The sequence below is a fragment of the Telluribacter sp. genome, from assembly GCF_035998675.1.
Taxonomy (GTDB): domain Bacteria; phylum Bacteroidota; class Bacteroidia; order Cytophagales; family Spirosomataceae; genus Telluribacter.
On sequence record NZ_DASYHI010000022.1, the window covers coordinates 164966 to 188777 of the forward strand.

The following is a 23812-nucleotide window of genomic DNA, read 5'->3' on the forward strand; positions in this document are numbered from 1 at the left end:
ATGACAATTCGCCGTTTCGTAGAACTCTGGACGCACCGTTACCATAAATATTCGCATATTTTTAAAGCCCACGCCCTGGCTCAGCGGGCCTGGCTGCATTTTTACCGGTTAAAACAACAACTACCCGAAGGTACCCAGCTGGTGGCAGTAGTCCGGACGGAACACTTTGGCGACATAGTGGCCGCCGAGCCCCTTTCCCGCCACATCCGGCAGCTGCACCCCAAGGCACATATAGTATGGTTCGTGAGGCCCTCGTTCCGGGAGCTGGTGGAAACAAATCCGAATGTAGATGAAGCATTTAGTGAATTTTGTGTGACCGAGCGCGGGGTACTTTTTGAAAAAGGTATCTTTGACAAGATATATCCCCTGCAGTTTCGCAATAACAATCACTGCCCCAAGTGCCAGGTCTTTCTGGAAAATCCGATCGCCGACGCGGCCGGGATTACGGTGCATACCTACTTCAACTACGGCAATCTGCTGGAAGTATTTGCCCAAACGGGAGGTGTATCGTTACCCGCTGACGACCAGCCCCGGCTGTACCTGCAGGACCGCCACCGGCAAAAAGTCGACGCGCTGAACCTGCCCGGCTCCTTTATTGTGATTCATTGCCAGTCCAACTACGCTCCGAAAGACTGGCCCGCCGCCCGTTGGGAAGAACTGGTACACTGGCTGCTGGATACGTATCCCTACCAGGTAGTGGAAATAGGCCTGCGCAGTAACCTCAACGTACAACGGGAAGGGTACCATAACCTTTGTGGTACCCTAACCATACTGGAAACCGCCGAGGTCATACGCCGCGCCAGGTACTTCATCGGGCTCGACAGTGGCCCCTCGCACCTGGCCAACGCGGCAGGTACCTTCGGGTTTATACTCATGGGTGCCCTGGGTGACTTCCCCCGTTACAACCCCTACTCGGGCAGGTACGGTAGCGGTGAAAACTGCGTCCTGATTCGGGAAACAGGCATTCCCTGCGCGCAACTACCGCTCGAAAAGGTACAGAAACCCATTGAAGAGGTACTTTCCAGACCCTACCAGGAGAATAAACAACCGACTAACGAGCGCCGAAAATAGCGCTGCCGACCCGCACCAGGGTACTCCCCTCTTCGACCGCGAGGAGGTAGTCGCCACTCATGCCCATGGAAAGTTCACGCAGCTCGACCCGCTCGCTATTGTAACTTTTCGCTTTTTCAAAGAATAGTTTCAGCCCCCTGAACTCCTTCCTGATCTGCTCCGGGTCGTCGGTATTGGTGGCCATTCCCATCAGGCCTACAATGCGTATATGAGTCAGGGATTGCAGCTCCGGGGCACTGAGTATTTCAACGGTTTCCTCTTCCGATAATCCAAATTTGGTTTCTTCTTCGGCAATAAATAGTTGCAGCAGACAGTCAATGGTTCTACTGTTTTTTCCGGCCTGCCGGTTTATTTCCTTGAGGAGCTTAAAACTGTCTACCGAGTGAATAAGCGACACAAAGGGGGCCATGTACTTGATTTTATTCGACTGCAGATGCCCGATCAGGTGCCACTCTATATCTTTGGGTAAGGCTTCGTACTTGGCCACCATTTCCTGAACTTTATTTTCCCCGTAGCGCTTAAAACCCGCCTCGTAGGCTTCCCTAAGTACTTCCAGGGGCTTGGTTTTCGTAACGGCCACCAGCCGGGCCCGTCCGGCCAGTTCATCTTCGATATGTGCAATATTTTCGCTGATACTCATTTTTGAGAAACTAAGAGCCTGTCCAAGCAGTTTGTACAAAAAATTTAAAATAAATTAATACGTTATATTTGCCCCCGAGAGCTTTTATAATCAAACATAACTATATTACTTACTTCTCACAAAAACCTGATTCGGTATGGACTACAATCAAGAACAGAAGAGAGATCGAAAAACCCTTCTGTGGGCCGCACTGGCTGTACTGGCCCTCCTTAACGTGGTGTTGCTGTACTTCTTCTACCAGGAAAGGCAGGAAAATGTAAACAAAGATACAATCATAGCCGCCAAGACCGAAGAAGTATTGACTACTAAGACCAAACTGGACTCGATTTCGGTACAGTTGGATGCCAAAATTGCCGAAATACAGCAGCTTGGCGGGAGCGTAGACTCCCTCATTGCGCTCAAGGAACAACTTGAAAAAGACAAACAAAACCTGAGAACGACCAATGCTTCGTCGATTAAGCAGTACGAGTCTAAGATCAAGTCTTACGTAGCGGTACTGGCTCAGAAAGATCAGGAGATAGTCAGGCTGCGGGAAGAACTGGGCGTGGTCACGTCCCGAAACCAGGAACTGAACCAGCAGGTGTCCGGTCTGCAGACGGAGCGGCAGGCGCTTAGCGACTCCGTTACTACCTATTCCAGCCGCAACCGCGAGTTAAACGAAAAGGTAACGCTGGCTTCGGCGCTCAAAGCTGAAAATATTAAGGTCAATACCATTACCAACAAAGGGAAGGAACGCGACGGGGGCAAGTACCGCGCCCGCCGGATTGATAAGATAAAGGTAAACTTCCAGTTGGGCGACAACCCCATTGCCCAGCAAAACCAGAAAGACATATTTCTGCGCATTCTGGACCCAAACGGCGCGGTCCTGTCGGACATGGCAACCGGCTCGGGGGCTTTTATCCTGAATGGCCGCGAGGTACTTTACAGTTCCAAGCAAACCGTTAATTTTACCAACAGCCACCAGCCCGTCGATATCCTTTACGGCCGGGGCGGTACGCCTTTGAAAGATGGCAAATATACCGTTGAACTATACAGCGAAGGCTTCAAAATCGGGCAGACTGCCTTTGTAGTCCGGTAATAGTATCAGTTTCAGCGATTAATAATAGAGACAGGGCTTGGAATTATCGGTTCCAAGCCCTATTTTTGCACCCTCATTTTGAGACAAAAGTGTATTTATTTTACTTTCAAACAATTACCGTATGTCTAAGCAGTATGAAACGGTGTTCATTTTAACTCCCATCTTATCTGAGGCCCAGATGAGGGACGCCGTTGACAAGTTTCGCGATATCCTCACCAACAATGGTGCGAAGCTGGTGCATGAGGAAAACTGGGGATTGCGCAAGCTGGCCTACCCTATTCAGAAGAAAAACACTGGCTATTACCAGTTGTTCGAGTACACAAACGAAGGTCCGGTAGTTGACACGCTTGAGACTGAGTTCCGCCGTGATGAGCGCATTATGCGTTTCTTAACCATTTCACTTGACAAGCACGCTATCGCTTATAACGAAAAGAAGCGCAAGGGACTGGTAGGTAGAAAGAAGGAAGAAGCAACTGAAACAAAAACCGAAACCGAACAAGCTTAAGCTATGACACTCGTAAACGAACCGGTTGAGAAGAACGTCAACCGCAAAAAATATTGCCGGTTTAAGAAATCAGGCATTAAGTACATTGATTACAAAGATCCTAACTTCCTGCTGAAGCTCGTTAACGAGCAAGGCAAGATCCTGCCTCGTCGCCTTACCGGTACCAGCCTAAAGTACCAGCGTAAAGTATCGCAGGCCATTAAGCGGTCACGCCAGCTGGCGCTGCTGCCGTTCGTAACCGATCAATTGAAATAATAAAGGAGGTAGCCAAACACATGGAAATCATACTATTGACAGATATAGCCGGAGTAGGATACAAGAACGACATCGTAAATGTGAAAGCAGGATACGGTCGTAACTATCTGATCCCTCAGGGCTACGCTTTGCTGGCCAACAATACCAATCGTAAGATTGCTAACGAGAACATTCGTCAGGCCTCTCACAAAGCCGAAAAATTGAAGAACGACGCCGAAGAAATTGCGGCGGGTATCGGTAACATGACCATTGACATTCCAGCCGTGGTTGGTGAAAGTGGTCGTATTTTTGGTCGGGTAACCAATACTCAGGTTGCCGACGCCCTAAAGGCCAAAGGCTTTGACATTGACCGTAAGAAAATTACCGTAGACGACGTAAAAAGCGTAGGTACCTACACGGCCGTGATTGACCTGCATAAGGAAGTAAAACACAATGTTACTTTCAATGTAATACCGGCTGCAGAGTAGTAAATTCCGGCTCTTACGAAAAATAGCAACCCGCTAAGGTTGCTATTTTTTTTGCACTTAAAAAGTAGTTTTGCCGGGAACAACACTTAAAGGTAAAGGTGTTTCTGTGTTACCAGCAGACACACCAGCTTCTGCCCAACCCTCTGATCCCAGTCCGTTAGCATGCACCTGTATATTCATATTCCATTTTGCCGGCAGGCCTGCCACTACTGCGACTTCCATTTTAGTACCAATACCGAGCGAAAAAGCGAAATAACCCGCGCCATTGCGCGAGAAATAGTACTCCGCAAAGAGTACCTGCCAAACACCGAGCTACAAACGATTTATCTGGGAGGAGGTACTCCCTCTCTACTGGATGAAGCCGAACTTGATCTACTGCTAACTACCGTTCATCGCCACTTTTCTATTCGTCCTACCGCCGAAATAACCCTGGAAGCCAATCCTGACGACCTGACGGAGCAAAAGCTGAATCAGTTTATAAGGAGCGGTATAAACCGGCTGAGTATTGGAATACAGTCCTTTCACGAAGGGCACCTCAAATATCTGCACCGTATCCATACCACCTCCCAGGCAGCCGAAAGTGTTAAACGAGCCCTGGACCAGGGTATTGCCAATATTTCGGTAGATCTAATCTACGCCATTCCGGCTCCCGACCACAACCTTCTGGAACGGGATATCCAGCAGGTACTTGCCCTGGATGTACCCCACATTTCGGCCTACTGCCTCACGGTGGAACCCCAGACGGTATTTGGAAACTGGTTGAAAAAAGGCAAAATAAAACCCATAGACGAAGAATTTGCCGCCCGGCAGTTTGAATTGGTGGTACAATCGCTGGCCCAGGCCGATTATGAACAGTACGAAATCTCAAACTTTGCCCGAAACGGTCAATACAGCCGACACAACAGCGCCTACTGGCAGCGTCGACCTTACCTGGGCGTGGGTCCCAGCGCCCACTCTTACAACGGCGCGAGCCGCCAGTACAACGTCAGCAACAACGCCCAGTACCTCACTTCCCTGCAAAAAGACGAAATACCTACTACTATCGAGCAGCTCACCGCCGCCGACCAGGTCAACGAGTACCTGCTCACCGGCCTGCGTACCAAGTGGGGATGTCGGCTGGACATGCTGAGCGAGCTTTCGGGGGGTAGCTTTCTGCCCCGTCAGGGCAAAGAAATATTCCGCCTCATCGAAAAAGGCTGGCTCTACCTCTTCGACGAAACGCTGCTCCTGACCGAATCCGGCAAATTATTTGCCGACCGCGTTACCAGCGAGCTTTTTGTCGATTAAAGCAAGACTGGCACTATTTTATTGGATCTCTCCCCTATTTAGGCTGAACGCCCGACTGGATATATACCAATAAGAGATTCCATAAAATGAAAAAAAGATTTTCACTCCTGCTCTTGCTGTCAGGCACAGGTCTGGTGACTTGGGGGCAGACTAATCAAAGCAACAAGGTCCCGAACCTGGGCATAAATCTGGAAGGCTACTCTTATCCCTATCCGGTCAGGTACCATACCTTCCAATCGCAGAGGGAGTCACTACACATGGCCTATATGTACCAGAAGACTTCAAAGTCTGCCAAAGGCACCGTGGTACTCATGCACGGCAAAAACTTCAATGGCGCCTACTGGGGCGAAACCATGAAGTACCTGCTGGAAAATGGCTATAATGTATTTGTACCCGACCAGATCGGTTTTGGAAAATCCACCAAACCCAGCGACTACCAGTATACCTTCCAACAACTGGCCCTCAATACTAAGACCATCCTGGACTCCCTGGGCATTCAGAAAGCTACCGTACTGGGACATTCCATGGGAGGAATGCTGGCAACCCGCTATGCCCTGATGCACCCCAACCAGGTGGAAAAATTAATTTTGCTAAATCCGATCGGCCTGGAAGACTGGAAGCTGAAGGTACCCTACCAGCCCATTGGGTACTGGTACAAAAATGAGCTGAACAAAACCTACGAAGGAATAAAGAAGTACATGCAGACCAGCTACTACGACAACAAGTGGAAGCCGGACTATGACCTCTGGCTCAATCTGGTGGCGGCCGTGCTGGAAAGTCCCGACTACCCCCGTTACGCCTGGAATGCCGCTCTCACCTACGACATGATCTTTACGCAGCCGGTGCGGCACGAATTCAGGTACCTTAAGGTACCAACTGTACTCATCATCGGGCAGCGCGACAAAACCGCCCTGGGCAAGGATCTGGTAAGCGAAGCCGTAGCCAAAACGATGGGCAACTACGCTACTCTTGACCAGGAAGTAGCTGCCGAAATCCCAAATAGTCGTCTTATTGAATTGGAAGGAGTTGGCCACCTTCCCCACATAGAGAATTTTCCGCTATTCACAGAGCAGCTGAGCAAAGCGTTGGAATAGAAAAGTCCAATAGTTAAAAAAACTCAAAAGGCAGCCGGTAGGGTACCGCCTGCCTTTTGAATTAATAGTACTCCAGGTACTTATTTTTTCTTCTCCATTATTGCCTCCACCGCCGTAGCCAGGTACACCATGGGGGCATTCCAGTTGATAGCAATTTCATTAGAGGCATACGAACAATCGTCGTCGGTAAAAGACTCGTCCGGGTAGTTGCTGGTATAGGTCTTACACTTATCCTGTTGACCCGGATTTGGCCCACCGGACAAAAGTCCTGGTACGGGCTCTTCTATACCATCTGCCACCGATGGTCGGTGATGCGGACGTATGGGTGTCTTATCACCAAAGCCCGTCAGAAACGAGTAACCGGTCGCGTTTCGGCCTAGGAGATAATCCAGATTACCCAATGCGGCATGTAAGTACTTCTTTTCGCCGGTCAGCTGGTGGGCCTGGATGAGCGCAATACCCTGATTGGCCGCCACTGAGCTACTTCCCCAGCTGAAATCACGCTGGGTCTTGCCCATGACCGTATGGTAGGGTTGCTTGTCTAAGTCAGTTACCATATCATTGGCAAAGCGGATGATGATTTCCCTGGCTTCATCTATGTACTTGTCGCCCGATGAATGTAGTCGCTTTCCCGAGCGGGCCAGCGTGTAGTACGCCAGCGCCCGCACCTGATTCCAGGATGGCAGCGACAGCGGTGCCTCCGGAAACAGGTCAATACCTTCCAGGTACTTGTCCTGACCCGTAGTTATATACAGCTCCGTAGCCGCCCATATCCACTCATCGTCGCTGCTTCGGTCCTGGTAGCTGCCGGTAGATACGTCCGGGTCAAAGTTCTTATTCATCTCATTCTGGTCGTAGTTTACGGTTGGGTTCTGCTTTGCCCAGGTCCAGCCTTTCAGAGCTGCCGTACGGCACGAGTCGGCCAGACCGGGTAGTTCTTTCTGGTACTTATCAAAAATCCGGGCTGCCTGTGCCGTTACTGCCACAAAATCCAGCGTAGCGATGGTGTTCTTCTGAATGACATAACGAGGCTTTTTTGCCTTATCAGGCATAATCATGCCTTCAAAGCTGGGGGTTGTAAGCTTATGGTATACACCCCCATCACTGGAGTCTTGCATGGTCAGCATCCAGCGCAGGTTCCAGACGGCTTCGTCGAGTAGGTCAGGTACCTGATTGTCGCTTTCCGGTATGTTCACATCCAGCTTTTTTGTATACTGGGGAAAGTCTTCGTACAGCGACAGTAAGGTACCCATGGTAATTCCCGAATTGACAATGTACTTGTTGTAGTCACCGGCATCGTACCAGCCGCGGGCTGAGGAAATTACCGTACCCCCCGGACGCCCGGCCGAAGCTGCCGATGGATGAATAAGTACCTGATCATCGGGGTGGCCCGCCGGACGAGCCCACTTACCGGCGTACTTTTCGGGTAGTGCCGTAGACACCCGCTGGAAGTAAAAGCCTTTCAGTGAACCGGCTGCCACCTCTCTAAGTACTTCCGGCCTGATAGAAAAAGTATAGGAAGTACCTACATCCGGTACCTCGACTACGTACTCTCCCTTTTTGGTAAAGCTTGAAAAATCAGCGACGCGGTTCCTTTTACCTGAGTACTGATTGGTGCGGGGTTCGCTAAGAGTGCCTGTAAAGACAACTTTATTAGTTCCTGCTTCCTTTAACCGGAAGGTACTAGTCGTCCCCTCCCCTACTACCACGGCTAGTTTGGGAGCCTTGGGATAAAAGCCAATCTGGTTAAGACGAATGCGTTCGATGGGAGCCTGGGCTATCGACTGGCTTACCAGTCCGGTCAGTAGTACCAGCAGGGTATTTACCTTGTACATGTAGTTAAATAAAAAATGGATATTCAGAAAGTTGGCTTAGTGAGCTTACCACTACGCCCGCACCGGCCCTACTGAGTCGTAAACAATGACTTTTTCCCACAGATGCGAATAATCCTCAACAAACTTAAGGTGAATGGGATGCTTCTGGTAGACTTCCTGCTCGTCCAGGTTGTCAAAAAAACACAGCCAGGAAATGGCATACCCGCGCTCGATCACGTCCCGGGTAGTAGTGGCCGGAGTACCAATATGTACCATGCGAATGGTAGGTACTTTGGCCAACTTTTCCAGTCCTTCCAGCAGTTTAGCTTTGTCGGCCGCGCTGCCCGGTTTTTTCAGCCAGAAATAGACATGATGTACAAAAAGCCCTTTTTTTGGGCCCCCAGTGGAAACTGCCCCAGTGGATACTGCAGCATCCACCCTGGTGGCAGCGGCAGCTATGGTCGTACCAATACCCGCAAGAGTAGAATCTCTGAGAAATTTGCGTCGGGAAGAACTCTTCATTGAATTGATTAAATAAAAATGAATGTAAATAAAAGTAGTACAGCCGGTAAATGTACTGATAGTAATTCTATACAAAAAGCCACGGCGCAAGCCGTGACTTTCGGGAGTACTAAACCAGGGGCTGCTGCGTACTACTTCACCTTGGCGAACTCAGTTTCCAGTTCTTTCATCTCGGCATCCGGAATATGATCCGAATCAATCACCAGCCGGTAACGGAAGGTGGTTGACTCGCTATTTTTGAGCTTCAGGTTCAGGCTTTCTTTTCCGTTGGTAAACGCTTTCTGTCCCAACGGATTCACGGCAAAAAGCCCGTAGCCACGGGCATGCCAATAAGCCGGATAACCCACATTCTGAGGGTGATCGATGATGGCTACGCTGATTTTCTCCCCACCGATCTTTCCCCGCAGGTTAGTCCAGGCAGCACGCTTAGACCACACCTCTTCCCCTTCGACTCCATTACTGTTGCGGTAGTTGCCGGTTATACCTTCGTTGTTCATGACGGGTACTTTGGTCGCTACGCCGCTGGCGTCGGTATAAATTTCGGGCTTGGTAGAAGGATGCTCCAGCTCACGGGCTACCCGTATGGCAAAAAGACCATCTTTCACATCCGGAAACTCTACCTCGCCATTGGCAGCCGTCAGGGTGGTGATCCGGTCAATGATCCGGCGCTCACCCACGGCACCAAAAACATAGGTAGTATTCTCCTTTAGCATCACATTGCCGTTTTTATCCAGCCAGTCGGCCGTGACAGACAACTCACCCTTCCGCTTGCCGCTCTTCATAGACTTAACACCCGTATGGACAATAGTACCGTAGGTACCATTGGGCTTGGGCGGGGTATTAGAGTTATTCCAGAAATCGTGCTGATTTACATCTTCGTAGTTGAGCCAAACCCCCACGTGGTGCGGGTGGTCTACCCGCTCACCGGCGCGTGGATCCATGGGCCAGCCGCGGGTAACGAGGGTACCGTGCGAAGTACGGATGGGGTACAGGACCGCTTTCTTGAGCTTATCCGGTCCCGGATAAATGTAGGACGTAAAAGGCTTGCCGTCTACGGTCACTTCTACTTTTTGACCAGCTTGGTTATGGACCATTTCGACCCGCTGAGCACTGGCAGTACCCGCAAGTATTGCCAATGATAGGATTGCCGCAGCATTTGTGGTAGTTGATAGCTTAAATTGCACAGGTATCAGTAGTTAATTATTTATAGTCGGAAGCATTCTGAACAAGTTGCTCCCATCTGGCTTCAAACTTATAAATAAGCTACGAATGCCGGATATTTAATTGCTAAATTTTTAATAGTTCTAAAATAGTTGCGTCTGTTTCCGGCAGTCTTTGCTGACAGTTGATTTAAAACATAAAAATGATAGCCCCTTGAAAGCAGACCTTCAAGGGGCTATCATTAAAACAGAATAAGGATGTACCTGCTGTTACTTTACTTTGGCAAAATCAGTCGCCAGCTTATCCAGTTCGGCATCGGTCAGATGCTGTGAATCTACTACTAAGCGGTACCGGAACGTTTTGGATTCGCCTTTTTTTAATTGAAAATTCTGGGCTTCTTTTCCACTGGTAAACTCCTTGGTACCCATAGGATTTATGGCAAACAGACCGTAGCCACGGGCGTGCCAGTACGAGGGATAACTCACGTTCTGGGGATGGTCAATGATGGCTACATCAACTTTTTCTTTTCCGATCTGTCCGGTGAGGTTAGTCCAGACGGAACGCTTGGCCCATACGTCTTCACCCTTGATTCCTTCTTTATTATTATACTTTCCCGTAACGCCCTCATTATTGAGTGCAGGTACCTTGGTAGCAATTCCACTCGCGTCCGTAAAGAGTTCGGGCTTAGTGGAAGGATGTTCGAGCTGACGAGCCAGACGAATGGCGAAAACGCCTTCCTTGGAATCCTTAAAAGTAACATCTCCTTCCGGTGCGGTAAGGGTCGTAATCCGGTCAATGATCCGGCGTTCACCCTCTGCTCTGAAAACGTAGGTAGTTGTTTCTTTCAGCGTTAAGCCGCCATCCTGATTGATCCAGTCGGCAGTTACGGTTAGCTCACCTTTGTTCTTACCGCTTTTCATGGACTTGATACCCGTATGGTGAATATCGCCGTACTTGTTCTTGGTACGGTCTACGGCGTTAGAGCTATTCCAGAAGTCATAGCCGTTCACATCGCCGTGGTTGAGCCACACGCCCACGTGGTGCGGGTGATCCACCCGCTCGTCGGGACGAGGGTCCATGGGCCAGCCCCGGGTAATGGCCGTACCGTTAGCCGTCAGTACCGGATATAACACCGCCTTACGCAATACATCCTGGCCGGGATAGATATAAGCAGTAAAAGGTTTACCGTCTACGGTTACCTCTACTTTTTTATCAGCTTCATTATGGACCAGATCGACCCGCTGAGCACTGGCAGCACCCGCAAGTAATGCCAGGGCCATGGTAGCCGCCACCTTGGTAGTAGTCAACTTTATGGATTTCACAATAACAAAAGTTATAGGTTAATAAAATAAAAATCCGGTGACACGCGTGCCACCGGATCTAAAGCTATTGCATTAGCTGAGAACGATATCCGTCTTCTTAGGGTCCCAGGTAACACGCTTCCCGGTATGCAACGACTGTGTAGCCATGATATTAGCCACCGAGTGGTTGAATCCGGCACGAGCCGGTGCATTGGGCTGCTTGCGGCTGCGTACGCACTCCATCCAGTTACGCATGTGCATGGACGTCATCGGATCAGAACCTGTATTGGCACCGGTTTCCATTTTGATTCCAGCAGTACCCAGTTCCATTTTGGGCAGCAGGTTAGCCTGCATACCCATGGCTTTAGCCGGTCCGGCGGTCAGGCCGCCTTCGGGGGTAATCTGGTTGGTATCCAGGTTAATCATCCCGCCGTTAGAGTAGTAGTACTCCTTTACGTCACCAGCAGCCTGGTGCATCCGTGAGGAGTAGGTTACCTGGAAGCCTTTTTCTTTATTATCAAACGGACCGTAATCAAACACGGCCGTGAAGGTATCGGCATTGGTACGACCATCTTTCCAAACGTACACACCACCGTTGGCTACTACGCTACGGGGTGCATCCAGTCCCGTGAACCAGTGTACGGTATCGATCTGGTGTGACATCCACTGACCCGGAATACCCGATGAGTAGGGGTAGAACAAGCGGAATTCCAGATAGTAGCGGGGATTCCAGGCTACCTTAGGACGGTTGAGTTGGAAGCGATCCCAATCGGTATCTTCCTTGCGGATTTGAGCTACCAGATCTGGGCGACGCCAACGGCCAGGCTGATTAACATTCCAGGTCATTTCAACCATGGAAATATCCCCAAATTTACCAGACTTAATGAATTCATTGGCTGCGTGGTAGTTGGGGGCCGAACGGCGCTGCGAACCTACCTGTACGATCTGCTTTGAACCTTCCACCGTTCTAAGTGCCAGTTTGGCATCTTCCAGTGATTCAGCAAATGGTTTTTCGACGTATACATCACGACCCGACTTCACCGCATCAACGCAGTGCAGCGCGTGCTGGAAGTCAGCCGTACTGATAATAACGGCATCTACATCCTTACGGGCCAGCAGTTCATCGTTATTACGGGCTTTGAAAAAGTCTTTGGAAGCCGATTCTTTATCTTTGAAGTACTTTTCGGCCTCATCGCGGCGGCGATTCCAGATATCCGATACGCCCACAAACTCAAAATTCATCTCCTTGGCATGCCCGGCAAAGCTGGGAGCCAACGAGCTACGGAAACGATCAGAGAAACCAATGATGCCTACCCGTACCCGGTCGTTGGCTCCCAGTATACGACGATAGCTGGCAGCGCTTACTGCGTTGGCGCTTACGGCCAAGCCGGCCGAAGCCAGAGCAGTTTTCTTTATAAACTCTCTTCTACTGTTCATGGAAAGGTTTGATTTGAAATTTTAAGGGTTGATTATCAGAACGTAGTACTATATCTTTGGGTTCATTCTTTTTACCTTTAAATTACGATACGACACCAGGTCGCCGTGATCCTGTAGGAGCAGATTGCCCTGCTCAGCCACCCCAAACCCTTCGTGGTCTTTGTACTTGGAGCGGGCAACGAGCGCTTTATAAATAGCCGATCCGCGCTTAAACTCCAGTACTTTCTGACCATTCAGAAAATGTTCTACGGTACCATTCGCGTGTACAACTACCCGGCCGTTGTTCCACTCACCAATCTTCTTGACCGAGTTGCCGGGTTTTTCGGCCGGAATCAAATCGTACAAAGAGGCCAACGTACGGTTACCTACCACACCCATCTTGGCGTCGGGGTGGCGCTGATCGTCCAGCACCTGGTATTCGAGTCCCAGGCCAGACTTACCTTTTGAATTAAGCTCCTCATTTACAAAGTACTTAACACCGCTATTAGCCCCTTCGGTAAGTTTGAAGTCAAATTGAAATTCGAAAGCCGGGCCAAATTTTTCGCGGGTTACCAGGTCATTACCGGTCTCGGAACCGTCCGACTTGGCCACCGTAATGGTTCCGTCGGTGTGGCTCCAGCGCTTGGGAGGAAACTCCGTGCTGTTGTAACCACGCCAGTGGGTAGCGCTCTTGCCATCGAAAAGTAACTCCCAGCCCTGGGCTTTTTCGGCCTCAGACAAGTTATTGACCAGGTTATTAACTACCCTGATATTAGCCGGAGGCGAAGGCTGCAGATCGGTGGTTTTGATCCGTACGTTTTTCCAGCGAACCTGGGTACCTTCTTTTTTGGTGTCGTTGCCAATGCTGTGTACCTGTAGGCTGATAAAGCCTTCGGGCGTCATGTCATCAATAACGTGCGCCACGGGTACGCCGTTCAGGAAAGTACGGATAGAATTACCAATGGCTTCTATACGGTACTTATTCCACTCACCTTTTTTGAAAGCGGTTTTGGCCTCCGGATTCAGATCTCCGGGATAGAGCCAGCCCCGACGGGCTTCGTCGTATACGCCTGCTGACCATCCCCGGTCGCTGGGATCAATCTCAATCTGGTAGCCGTGTACGCGGCCATTCATGTAGTCAGGAGTGGAAAGGCTCCTGATCTGTATGCCGGAGTTAAGCTGGTTATCCACCATGACATCTGTTTCCAGAATAAAGTCACCGTAGTTCTTTTCGGTAGTCAAAAAAGAGTTAGGCGTATTCACTGCTGATGTGCCAATGATTACCCCATCTTTGACTTCATATTTGGCTTTTCCGTTCAGCTGTTTCCAGCCGGTAAGGTCTTTACCATTAAAGAGCATTTGCCAGCCATCTTTTGATTTCTGGGCTACGGCGCTGTTTAGAGAAGTTGCCAGGAAAAAGAGGGCAATCCAATACTTAAAGTTCTTCATGTATCTTTTATTTGAATTTGTTCCGCCCGAAGAAGGCGATGTACTTTATTATATATGTATATAACGAATATTTAGCTATGTTACCCTTACAACAATTTCGGGCTTATCAGATAAGCGGGTGGCGCAAAGTCTGTGTAATGTAATTTTTATTAATAATCGCGCATTCTCTAGGGGTCTTGCTCGGGTCAGGTACTCCGTCCAGCTCTACCACGGCCCAGCCGTTAAAGTTAATCTTGTTCAGGGCTTTAAATACGGCGGGTACATCAACACGCCCCTGACCCAGCTCCACAAATTTGTAGCCGTTTTTGGTATCGGCCGGCTTGGTATCTTTCAGGTGCAGCGCATGGATCATATCCTTGTATTTTAACACCGCTTTTTCGGGTTCACCTCCGCCCTGCTTGTAGTGGGCAATATCCAGTAACAATTTTACGTAGCGGGGGTCCATGGCCTGTACTATGACATCTATCTCCTCGGGGGTTTCGCCCAGCTGGTGCATGTGGTTGTGGTATACCGCCTGCACGCCCATATCGGCGGTTTGCTTCCCAATTTCGTTCATGACGGTAGCCAATCTTTTCAACTCTTCTGTAGAAGGAGCACGGTCTTTGGGACGGGCACTGTTAGTAAGTTGTAGAGAGCTACCTCCCAGCGCTTTTACAAAACTGGCGTGTGCTACGTGGGTATCAATGGTACTGGATTCCTTAGCCGGATCTATGTCCACATTTCCGCTCGAGAACATACATAACTGAAGTCCGTTTTCGGTGAGCAGCTGACGCAGTTCGGAGACTTTATTTCGATAGGGACCAAAGGTATTAGCCCGCAGTTGCACTCCTTTGTATCCAAGAGCCGCCAAATCTTTGATGGCCTGTTCGTCTTTCCCTCCCCAGGTGATGGACGAGTAGCCAATTCGTATGTTATTTTTTTTGTAAAGCTCTTCAGCCCAGGCCGAAGAAGTGACAAGTGCCGTAGCGGCTAAAGTGGCGTGGCGTAAAAAGGATCGGCGATCCAGCTCGTGGTACACCTTCTCGGTTTTAGTATTCATGGTACTTATGGTAGAAATGGGTATTCACTTAAAAGTATGAATCCGGAAATTTTTACTACTCCGAAAAGAGAAAAGCCCCCCAGTGGGAGACTTTTCATCTGCGGAATCAATCGTTATTCAGGTCAGTACTCCGGCCAACCATCGTGCGGCGACTTAATGCCGGAGTACCTCTCACTTTTCTACCTCACACAGGTAGTATTTTTAGTAACCGGGGTTCTGCGGGAAAGCAGTGTTATTGCCTTCCACCCGGTCAATCTGGTTTTGAGGAATTGGCCTTAGTACATGGTAAGCTTTGATGTTAGGCTCGGCCTGAGGATTGTATTTCTTCACTCGCTCCACCAATACGCCCCAACGCTTCAGGTCAAACCAACGCATCTGCTCACCCAGCAACTCTCTCGCCCGCTCATCCATAATAAACTCCATAGTAAGCTGAGCAGGAGTAATTTCTATTTCGCCCGCTTTTCCCGGCCAGGCTGCCCGGCGACGTACTACGTTTATGTTCTCAACGGCATCGGCTACTTTACCCTGCTTGAACTGTGCCTCAGCCAGCATCAGGTAGGTATCAGCCAGGCGGAAGGCGATGTAGTCACGGACGCCCTCAAACTGGGTACGGTCCGCACGACCACCATCAATGTGCTTACGCAACGCCGGGAATACACGTTCCGTGTACATGCTGGGAGTTAGAACCTGGTAAGGTCGCTTGGCACGCTCTGCCGCTGACATTTCAAAACCCGGATCAAAAATGGTAGTATCACCAAGTGCAAACGTTACCTTGGCCTTAGACTTATCAAAAGTAGTATTGTAAGTACCTGGCTTATTGCTATAGTATACATCCTTAAAGGTTTTGTAATAACGGCTGTCAACGGTACGGTTTACGAATACCTCATTGAGCGTATACTTTGTTGGCATATACCGCTTAAAGGGGCGTCCGTTCTCGGTGTCGCGCTGCATACCCGGTAGTACATCATACTCCATCAGGAAGAATACGTGCGAATTGTTACCACCATCATTGGTCAGAGGATCAGCCGTATACTGGACCGCAAAAATCACCTCGTCATTCTTCTCATTTCCCTGGCGATGTACATCCGCAAAATTGGGAAGCAGTCTGAATCCATAGTCTTTGATAACACTTTTAAAGAGCGCTTCTGCTTTTGCAAAATCATCCGCAGCTTTTGCTTCAGATGTCGCCTTGGTCAAATATACCTTTCCAAGCAAGTGCTGAGCTGCCGGACGGGTTACGCGACCATAGTCACCTGACCTCGCTTTAGCTTCCAGATTCGGGATGGCCTCTTCCAGATCTTTAATGATGGCAGCATACATTTGAGGTACTGTAGCGCGAGTAGCCACCTTGGTAGGTTCATTCGTTTCAGTCAGGCGCAGATCTACTCCTCCATACAATTGGGTCAGTATAAAGTAGTTGTGTGCTCTTATGAATTTCACTTCGGCTACCCGCTGCTTTTTTAGGTTGTCACTGATTCCGGTCACATTCGCTGACCGGTCAATGACTGCATTGGCCGTGTTGATTCCCTGGTAGAAAAGGTCCCATACCTCACGAACGTGAGATGATTGAGCATCAAAGCCTCCCTCATAAGTATTTATAAACTTATGGCTACCGTCGGCACCATTCTGATAGGTATCTGTGCCGAAGATGGTAAAGTTGTTTCCTCTCTCGGTGCCATACCAATTCCTGAGGCTTGAATAAACAGCATTCACCCCATCATTGAAGCCCGAAGTAGTGTTAAGATAGTTGTTACCAATACCCGAAACCACCTCCTCGTCAAGCACGCTGACGCTACAGGCCTGACCCATAAACAAGGCGCCTATAAGAGCACCTGTTTTGAGTACTCTTGATGATTTAAAATTGAGTTTCTTTTTCATATTAACTATTTTTCAATGTTCTGAATTACTTAGAACCGGGCATTTAAACCAAATGTAATAATTTTTGTAGCGGGTGCCAGGTCAGATCCAATGGAACGATTCTGGTTGCTGGGTCCATTATCCAACTCCACCTCCGGATCAATACCTTTGTACCTGGTACGGTACTCCGAGAAGATGAAAGGTTGCTGGATACTGGAATAAATCCGCAGACTCTGCATTTTTAATTTACTTGCCCAGGTTGCAGGAACGTTATAACCAATATTGATATTGCGTACCTTCAGGAAAGAACCGTCAAAATACCGGAGCGTAGAGCTAAATCGGGGCGATTCCTGGTTTTCATTGGGACGAGGAAACTCGTTAGTCGGGTTATTAGGAGTCCAGTAATCAATGTCCAGGTTGTTATAACGTCCGGCCAAAGAATTATTGCCCTGGTGAAAACCACTGGTGATAAATTGTCCGGCTCTCGCATACAAGAAAAACGAAAGGTCAAATCCTTTATAGGCAAAGCGATTAGTAAGACCTGCTACAAAATTAGGAACTGCTGATCCAAGAATAACCCGGTCATCTGCGTTAATTTTACCATCCCCATTGATATCCTCAATCTTGATCTCACCGACTTTGCTTTGGTATCTGGCAGCTTCGTCCGCTTCGTCTGATTGCCAGATGCCTATTTTTCTAAAATCAAACACCACGGAAAGGGGCTGACCGATAAAACGCCCGGCAGCAATATCATCTACTTTGCCATTGGCCAGTTCAACGATTTCCTCGCGGTTACGGGTAAACATAAAGTCGGTACTCCAACGAAAATCTCCTCTGTCCACGTTAATCGTAGATAGTGATAATTCAATCCCACGATTACGGGTGTGACCAATATTGGTTGTAAAGCCACCAAAGCCAGTCGAGTTTGGAAGAGGTTGGGGAGCCAACAAATCGGTAGTATTAGTGACGTAGTATTCCATGGAACCGGAAACCCTTCCGTTCCATAGACTAAAATCAAGCCCGGCGTTCGCAGTGGCCGATGATTCCCAGCGTAAATTTGGGTTACCAATAGAACCAGGTCGGTATCCAAAGGCGGCGGTATTGTCCCATGCGTAAGAGGTACGACTTAACAGAGCCTGGGTCTGATAAGGGTTAATGGCTGTGTTACCGGTTGAACCGTAGCTTAAACGCAGCTTCAGCATATCCATGGCCCGGAAGCTTTGCATAAATGGCTCACTGGAAATATTCCAGCCTACCGCCACCGATGGGAAGTAACCAAACTTGTTGTTGGCACCAAAGCGGGAAGAACCGTCAGCCCGGATCGTAGCGGTCAACAGGTATTTTTCTTTGTAGTCATAGTTCACCCGAGCCATATAGGAAAGCAATGCCCATTCACTTAAACCTGTACCTACGCCATTAACCTGACTGGCGCTACCCAGGTTATAAAACTGCTGTGTCGCTGCCGGAATTCCATTAACGTTGATCCCGGAAGATTCACTGTGATCCTTTTGATATGATTGCAGAAGAGTTACGTTCAGATTATGAATTTGATTGAACTGCTTGGAATAAGTCAGGATATTCTCAATAGTATAATTAAATCTGAACTGATTACCTACACTTCCTGAAGCAGGAGCTCCCCGACGGGCATTGGTCTGGCTCCCGAAGAAACGGCCATAGCGGTCAATGTCAAAATCAGGTCCAAAGTTGAAACGATACTTCAAACCATCAATAATATTCCACTCTCCGTATAGTGCATTGAAAATACGGTAATTTTTGCGTTCGTCAATAATGGCTCCCGGTACAATCTCCGCCAGCGGGTTGGTACGAAGTCCATCCTGTGTAGGCAGGAAGATCAGGTTGCCTTCGTCATCATAAGGCTTACCGAGCGGGTTTTCGGCTAAGGCTCCCCCGAGCGGGTTAAAGTTTTCGCCATTACGCTCACCATATACCGCCAGGGTAGAAGTACCTACCTTTAGCTTATCATTGATCTTGTGATCCAGGTTCACCCGGAAAGTATAGCGGGTAAAGTCCTGATTTTTCACCACCCCCTTATCCTGGAAAAAGTTACCCGAAATATTAAACTGCGTTTTTTCGGTTCCCCCTGATACCCCTACCTGGTGGCTTTGAATAGTTCCGGTACGGAGCAGGAATGATGGATAGTCAGTACTACGGCCTAATTTGATTGATTCAAGCTCAACAGGCTCAAATATTTTAGCATCAGCAGCATCAGTAGCTGGTCCTGCCGGGTAGTTTCCACCCGTCCGGCGCGACTCCCGCTTGTATTCGGCAAACTCGGCACCATTCATCACGTCAATTCTTCCTAATGCCTGGTTAAAGCCCGTATAAGTATCAATACTTACAGTGGTTCTCCCCGGAGTACCACGTTTGGTAGTGATAATTACTACCCCGTTGGCACCTCTTGAACCATAAATAGCCGTGGACGAAGCATCTTTCAATACTTCCATCGAAGCTATATCGTTGGGATTGATATCATCAATACCGCCTGATAAAGGAATACCGTCCACTACGAATAGCGGATCGTTAGAGGCATTGAACGAACGACGGCCCCGGATTCGAATCTGGGGACCAGATCCCGGCTTACTACCGGCCTGGTTTACATCAACTCCCGCAGCACGACCCTGTAGGGCCTGACGGGCATTCGTTACCGGAAGTTCACTAATCTCTCTAGCACTTACGGATGATATAGCACCAGTCAGCTGGCTCTTCTTTTGGGTACCATAACCTACTACTACTACTTCGTTGAGTGTTTTTAAATCCACACCCAGGTTGATATTCACCGTACTGCGATTACCTACCGTAACTTCCTGTGTTGTAAATCCAACGGCCGAAAACACCAGCACTGCATTATCGTCTGGTACTACAATCCGGAAGTTACCATCGGCGTCAGTAGTGGTACCCACGGTGGTGTTTTTTACTACTACGGTTACACCCGGAACAGGAGAATTATCTTCAGTAGATAGCACCTTACCTGTAACCGTTTTGTCAATGGCAATGCCAATTTTTCCACCCTTATCCGAAAGAGTGAAAGGAGTGGCTTTGACGACAGGAGAAGTACCTACCAGAGTAGCTACCGCACAGCCGTACAAAATTTTTTCGATGCGTGTAAAGCGTCTTTTCATAGCGCTTTGGGGTTAAAGTTTAACATTGATTAGGTAATAAAATATTAAGTGAGAAAAGTAAATTGGTTTCTTAATAGGTACTCTGGGGCCCTATTGGGCACTTTTGCTGTAAATTTTTAAGAAATAATTATATGTATCCGATAGTTACTTTGTGACCGATTTACTTTTACCGGTTGCAATGAAAATTATGACGACTCGTAGTCATATCTACCCCTACACATTTCTTTCAACTTTTTCTTCAAATTGTGTAAAGAAGTATAGAATAGAAGGAGCCTACTCAAAAAAAGTACTTTTATTTGTGACTGCTCCAAACGAAATAGCTACCCGACTCAACCAAAAATGAATTCTTTAGTAACCAGGTGGATAAAGGGAAATTTGGTGGGAATTGGGATACAGCTTGCAGGCAACAGGGTAACAAGAAATTACTTGTTGGAAAGGTCTTTTTGAAGATTAATGGTACTTCTGAGCGAATCAGCTGATGAATCAACCTGCACGCTATCGGTTTTTATGGGTAGTGGTTCAAATAACCGGTTATTGATTGGGGTAGGTTCCAGAAAGTACCAAAGCATAATAAGCAAACCGGTGGCACAGACACCAGCACTCCACCGAAAAAAATACCAGTTGGCAGCTATACTCCGCAGGGAAGGGTCGAGGGGTTCCACGTCCGGCAAGCGTTCTATAGAGCTACGAATCTTTGTCCAAAGGGAGCCTGCCTCCTCACCCGAAAGGTCCTCGGAGTTCCAGGCCGAAGCCTGTTCCACCAGTTGCCTGGCAGTGTGTACGGTTTCATTCATGTGGGGGTGCTGAACAAGCCAGTTTTCCCAAAATGACTGAATGGGGAGGTCATTCGGAAACCGAACCCACCTGATAAACAGGCGCTCCATTGCAAGCTCTTCGGCAGAATATTCCGAATAGGGTTTCATCGGCAGTTGGTGTAAATATGCTTTTTGTAGGTACTTCACCTCGCGGTCCGGATCAGCATTTTTGACACGAAAGGCTTTTTTTCTCTCCTTAAGACCTATTCAGGTCCTCTTTTTTTGATTATTTTAACAAAGGGTAGGGTTACTAATGTTCTACTCACCCCATTTTTTATTTACGGGTTGAATAACTTTTAGAATGTAATTCAGGAACAGGTAAATCCGTGATTTAAGGAAAATAGCTGCATTCTTCCTCATCCGAAATTATTTTGAAAACTAATAAAAATAAAAAAGCGCCTGCCTGGCGCTTTTTAAACTGTATACAACTAAGCTGGTAGCAGAGCAAGGGGCTACTCTGGCAGGTAAATGCTATTTATACTCCGTCAACTGAATTTTCATGAGCGTGGGGAAGGTCCAGGCGAAGTGATGCAGGTTATATATTAGTGGACGGGCGGGCTGAGTATAGTCTGCGAACCGTGGTTCCTGATACACATCAGCCAGTACTTCCAGCAGGTTACCGGGCCACTTCTGCGGCGAACCCTGGTTAGGATTTTTATACCATGTCCACTCCTCCGGATGCAGGTTGTAATAGTACAGGTAGTCTACCGCTTTCTTGATAGAGCGGTTGCCCTGGGAATAACTAAAAATGCTTTCACCCGTAGCGTTATAGGCGACCCAACTGGCTGCCGTAATGGGAGCCAGTGAGAAGTAGGTGTACCAGATGCCATTGTTCCCCCGGACGGTTTCGTGCGGCATATGGCCATCTTCGGCTATTTTTTCAAACAAATCGCTCTTGATGAGCCGGATGTTTTCGTTGACTTCAGCGGGTTCATCCAGGTAGTACGCCGACAGGATAGAGCCGTAACGGCCCCAGTCGGCCCAGTTGTTTTTGCGGTTCCTGATTTCGTTCGCTGATTTTCGGTATACCTCGCTTACCCAGCTCTTAAACTGCTTCTGGTCCGCCTCTTTCCACCCTTTATAGTTTGAAAGCAATTCGCCGGCTATCACCATGGCCGTACCCGAATACGCCATTACTAGGGAACCGTCGTGGTCCGAGTAGGTTTTGTTTAAATCGGCCCAGGCTTTCAGGTACTTGAGGGCCTGGTCGGCGTATCTCTTTTGACCGCTTAGCTGGTACGCCAGCGCGCAGGCGTAGGCATCAAAGGCATCCGACTGCAGCGAGCGTGAGTTGGTACGGTGGCTGGCGGCGTCAATGTAGTAGCCAGGTACCTTAAAATCAGCCAGGGCATGGGTTGGGTGCTGAAAAGCGGAGTCGGCGTACTGCATCAGCTGCAGGTAGGCATTTTGGTAGGGCTGCTCCCTGGCTTTTATTTTTTTCTTTACAAAATCAAGCTGCGCCTGCGGATGCATACCACCCGGGTGGGCGTACTGGGCCTGGCTTGTGGAAAAAAGGAGCGCTAAAAACAGGGTTACAATAAATGCTTTCATGGGGAGCCAGGTCGTTAACTACTTTATTTTATAAATCACCAGTTCAGAAGGGGCCGGATAGGGTGCCTGCCGGGCTTTATCCTGATTGGTTGGCAAGGTTTGCCACTGCATCAGGTACTTTCCGGTGTTGTCTGTCCTGCGGTGCTCGGTCATACCCGGCTGAATTGTCATGGCCGAAAGTACCGGCGCGGCGGAAGTCTCCTGCGCTGCCTGTTGTCTTTTTACCTTCAGGGTACTTCGATCCAAGGTCCAGGTACCTTTTCCGTGCTTTTCGTGGTGGTAAGAAACGGCCAGTTCGTTGGTCCCCTGCGTTTTTACGGAGTTAATACCCACGCTATTGGCCAGCGAACCGTTGCGGTTGAGGTCCCAGGTAAAGTCCTTCCAGTCGCTGATTTGATGAATCTGCCATTCGTTAGTATTCTTTTCCCACCGGGCCAGGTATAGCTGACTAACCCCCTTCTTGTCAAACTTGTGGTAACTGATGAGGGGTACTTGCTGCTGGTCCCAGTTAATCTGGAAACTCATGTTAATTAATCCGTTCCAGGGGCCAACGGGGTCGACAACTGGTAAGTTATCCCGCCACTTAATGGGCAGGGTAATGGGGTCGCCGCGTAGGTTTTCCCAGTGCACCAAATCCTTACTCCGGACGCACGACAGGTTATGGTTAGTATTGGCCGTGGGGGTAAGCCGCCACATCCATACGGTATAAAAGTAGCCATCGGGTCCCGGCTTCGGGTCGGTCATATAGGAGTTGGATTCCTGTTCGCCGTCAAAAAGGGGCGTATCGAAAAGGCCGGCCCACTGCTTCCTGTCGGCATCGTACTTGTTCCAGTAAGAAATCCCCTGCCCACTTCCACCGTTGCGGTACTGAAAATAAAGTTCGCCCTGCTGATCTTTAAAAAACACCGGGTAGGTAACCCGCTCCTCGTTCCTGCCGGTCATGGGTAATTTTTCAAAGGCATCGACACTTTCCGGTTGTACCGATCTGAAATAAATCAGGGGTACGTTGTGCATATTGCCCGACACGTGCAGGTAGCCATTGCGATCCATGGCTAATTTTACATAGTTGTGGCTGTCCCAACCCAGCACAGAGGGCAGTTTGGTGGTCTTCCACGTCTGACCATTCAAAGGTCGCTGCGCAACTACCATGTTCCGGTCGGCATCGTAGTAGGCCACGTACTGGTGTTTTTCGGTAGTCAGGAGGTCAAACCCAACCGGGTGTCCCGACCAGACTTTAGCCACCGGAATAACCTGAACAGTGGCACTGGCCGACTGGCTCTGACCAACTACCCAACCGGAACAAACAATAAACAGAAACAGCAGCAGAGGTACTTTTTTCATAAAATTAAA

20 protein-coding genes are annotated in these 23812 nt (G+C 48.8%); 7 read left to right on the plus strand and 13 right to left on the minus strand.

Annotated elements, in window-relative coordinates:
- On the plus strand, nucleotides 1-1071 hold the full coding sequence (locus tag VGN67_RS20105; protein WP_327488695.1) for a glycosyltransferase family 9 protein: 1071 nt from the start codon (nucleotides 1-3) through the stop codon (nucleotides 1069-1071).
- On the opposite strand, the gene VGN67_RS20110 is transcribed toward VGN67_RS20105, so the two are convergent.
- A complete protein-coding gene (locus VGN67_RS20110; protein WP_327488696.1) occupies nucleotides 1052-1711 on the minus strand; it encodes a YggS family pyridoxal phosphate-dependent enzyme in 660 nt (219 codons plus the stop codon). The genes VGN67_RS20105 and VGN67_RS20110 overlap by 20 nt on opposite strands.
- 136 nt (nucleotides 1712-1847) lie before the next feature.
- Between VGN67_RS20110 and VGN67_RS20115 the strand changes: the two genes are divergently transcribed.
- The 6 genes from VGN67_RS20115 (at nucleotide 1848) to VGN67_RS20140 (ending at nucleotide 6397) form a co-directional block, all read left to right on the plus strand.
- Entirely contained in the window at nucleotides 1848-2789 is a 942-nt protein-coding gene (locus tag VGN67_RS20115) for a hypothetical protein (protein ID WP_327488697.1), read from the plus strand.
- A gap of 121 nt (nucleotides 2790-2910) precedes the next feature.
- Nucleotides 2911-3294, plus strand: a complete 384-nt coding sequence (gene rpsF, locus VGN67_RS20120) for a 30S ribosomal protein S6 (RefSeq protein ID WP_327488698.1) — start codon at nucleotides 2911-2913, stop codon at nucleotides 3292-3294.
- A 3-nt stretch (nucleotides 3295-3297) separates the two neighbouring features.
- Complete coding sequence (gene rpsR / locus VGN67_RS20125) at nucleotides 3298-3549, plus strand: 30S ribosomal protein S18 (RefSeq protein ID WP_207505344.1); 252 nt, start codon at nucleotides 3298-3300, stop codon at nucleotides 3547-3549.
- Nucleotides 3550-3569: 20 nt separating this feature from the next.
- Entirely contained in the window at nucleotides 3570-4016 is a 447-nt protein-coding gene (rplI, locus tag VGN67_RS20130) for a 50S ribosomal protein L9 (RefSeq protein WP_327488699.1), read from the plus strand.
- 162 nt (nucleotides 4017-4178) lie between these two features.
- Complete coding sequence (gene hemW / locus VGN67_RS20135) at nucleotides 4179-5303, plus strand: radical SAM family heme chaperone HemW (RefSeq protein WP_327488700.1); 1125 nt, start codon at nucleotides 4179-4181, stop codon at nucleotides 5301-5303.
- Between the two features lie 86 nt (nucleotides 5304-5389).
- Nucleotides 5390-6397 (plus strand): alpha/beta hydrolase, encoded by a 1008-nt coding sequence (locus VGN67_RS20140; protein WP_327488701.1) that lies wholly within the window; start codon nucleotides 5390-5392, stop codon nucleotides 6395-6397.
- A gap of 80 nt (nucleotides 6398-6477) precedes the next feature.
- Here VGN67_RS20140 and VGN67_RS20145 read toward each other — a convergent pair whose 3' ends face one another.
- The 12 genes from VGN67_RS20145 to VGN67_RS20200 all read right to left on the minus strand — a co-directional run bounded on the left by VGN67_RS20145 (nucleotide 6478) and on the right by VGN67_RS20200 (nucleotide 23803).
- Nucleotides 6478-8232 (minus strand): glycoside hydrolase family 9 protein, encoded by a 1755-nt coding sequence (locus VGN67_RS20145; RefSeq protein WP_327488702.1) that lies wholly within the window; start codon nucleotides 8230-8232, stop codon nucleotides 6478-6480.
- Between the two features lie 51 nt (nucleotides 8233-8283).
- Nucleotides 8284-8733 carry a Dabb family protein gene (locus tag VGN67_RS20150; RefSeq protein WP_327488703.1) on the minus strand — a complete coding sequence of 150 codons (450 nt, stop codon included), beginning with the start codon at nucleotides 8731-8733 and terminating at the stop codon, nucleotides 8284-8286.
- Between the two features lie 131 nt (nucleotides 8734-8864).
- Entirely contained in the window at nucleotides 8865-9827 is a 963-nt protein-coding gene (locus VGN67_RS20155; protein ID WP_327488859.1) for a PmoA family protein, read from the minus strand.
- A gap of 336 nt (nucleotides 9828-10163) precedes the next feature.
- A complete protein-coding gene (locus tag VGN67_RS20160; RefSeq protein WP_327488860.1) occupies nucleotides 10164-11174 on the minus strand; it encodes a PmoA family protein in 1011 nt (336 codons plus the stop codon).
- Between the two features lie 114 nt (nucleotides 11175-11288).
- Nucleotides 11289-12632: a Gfo/Idh/MocA family oxidoreductase gene (locus tag VGN67_RS20165; protein WP_327488704.1), complete on the minus strand. Its 1344-nt coding sequence runs from the start codon at nucleotides 12630-12632 to the stop codon at nucleotides 11289-11291.
- A 48-nt stretch (nucleotides 12633-12680) separates the two neighbouring features.
- On the minus strand, nucleotides 12681-14060 hold the full coding sequence (locus tag VGN67_RS20170) for a DUF1080 domain-containing protein (RefSeq protein WP_327488705.1): 1380 nt from the start codon (nucleotides 14058-14060) through the stop codon (nucleotides 12681-12683).
- Between the two features lie 106 nt (nucleotides 14061-14166).
- Entirely contained in the window at nucleotides 14167-15099 is a 933-nt protein-coding gene (locus VGN67_RS20175; RefSeq protein WP_327488706.1) for a sugar phosphate isomerase/epimerase family protein, read from the minus strand.
- 201 nt (nucleotides 15100-15300) lie between these two features.
- Entirely contained in the window at nucleotides 15301-16977 is a 1677-nt protein-coding gene (locus VGN67_RS20180) for a RagB/SusD family nutrient uptake outer membrane protein (RefSeq protein ID WP_327488707.1), read from the minus strand.
- Nucleotides 16978-17006: 29 nt separating this feature from the next.
- The gene (locus tag VGN67_RS20185) at nucleotides 17007-20096 is read right to left on the minus strand and encodes a TonB-dependent receptor (RefSeq protein WP_327488708.1); all 3090 of its coding nucleotides are present in this window, start codon (nucleotides 20094-20096) and stop codon (nucleotides 17007-17009) included.
- A 422-nt stretch (nucleotides 20097-20518) separates the two neighbouring features.
- The gene (locus VGN67_RS20190) at nucleotides 20519-21019 is read right to left on the minus strand and encodes a hypothetical protein (RefSeq protein ID WP_327488709.1); all 501 of its coding nucleotides are present in this window, start codon (nucleotides 21017-21019) and stop codon (nucleotides 20519-20521) included.
- A gap of 363 nt (nucleotides 21020-21382) precedes the next feature.
- Nucleotides 21383-22462: an alginate lyase family protein gene (locus VGN67_RS20195; protein ID WP_327488710.1), complete on the minus strand. Its 1080-nt coding sequence runs from the start codon at nucleotides 22460-22462 to the stop codon at nucleotides 21383-21385.
- Nucleotides 22463-22480: 18 nt separating this feature from the next.
- Nucleotides 22481-23803 (minus strand): BNR repeat-containing protein, encoded by a 1323-nt coding sequence (locus VGN67_RS20200; RefSeq protein ID WP_327488711.1) that lies wholly within the window; start codon nucleotides 23801-23803, stop codon nucleotides 22481-22483.
- Between the last annotated feature and the right edge of the window lie 9 nt (nucleotides 23804-23812).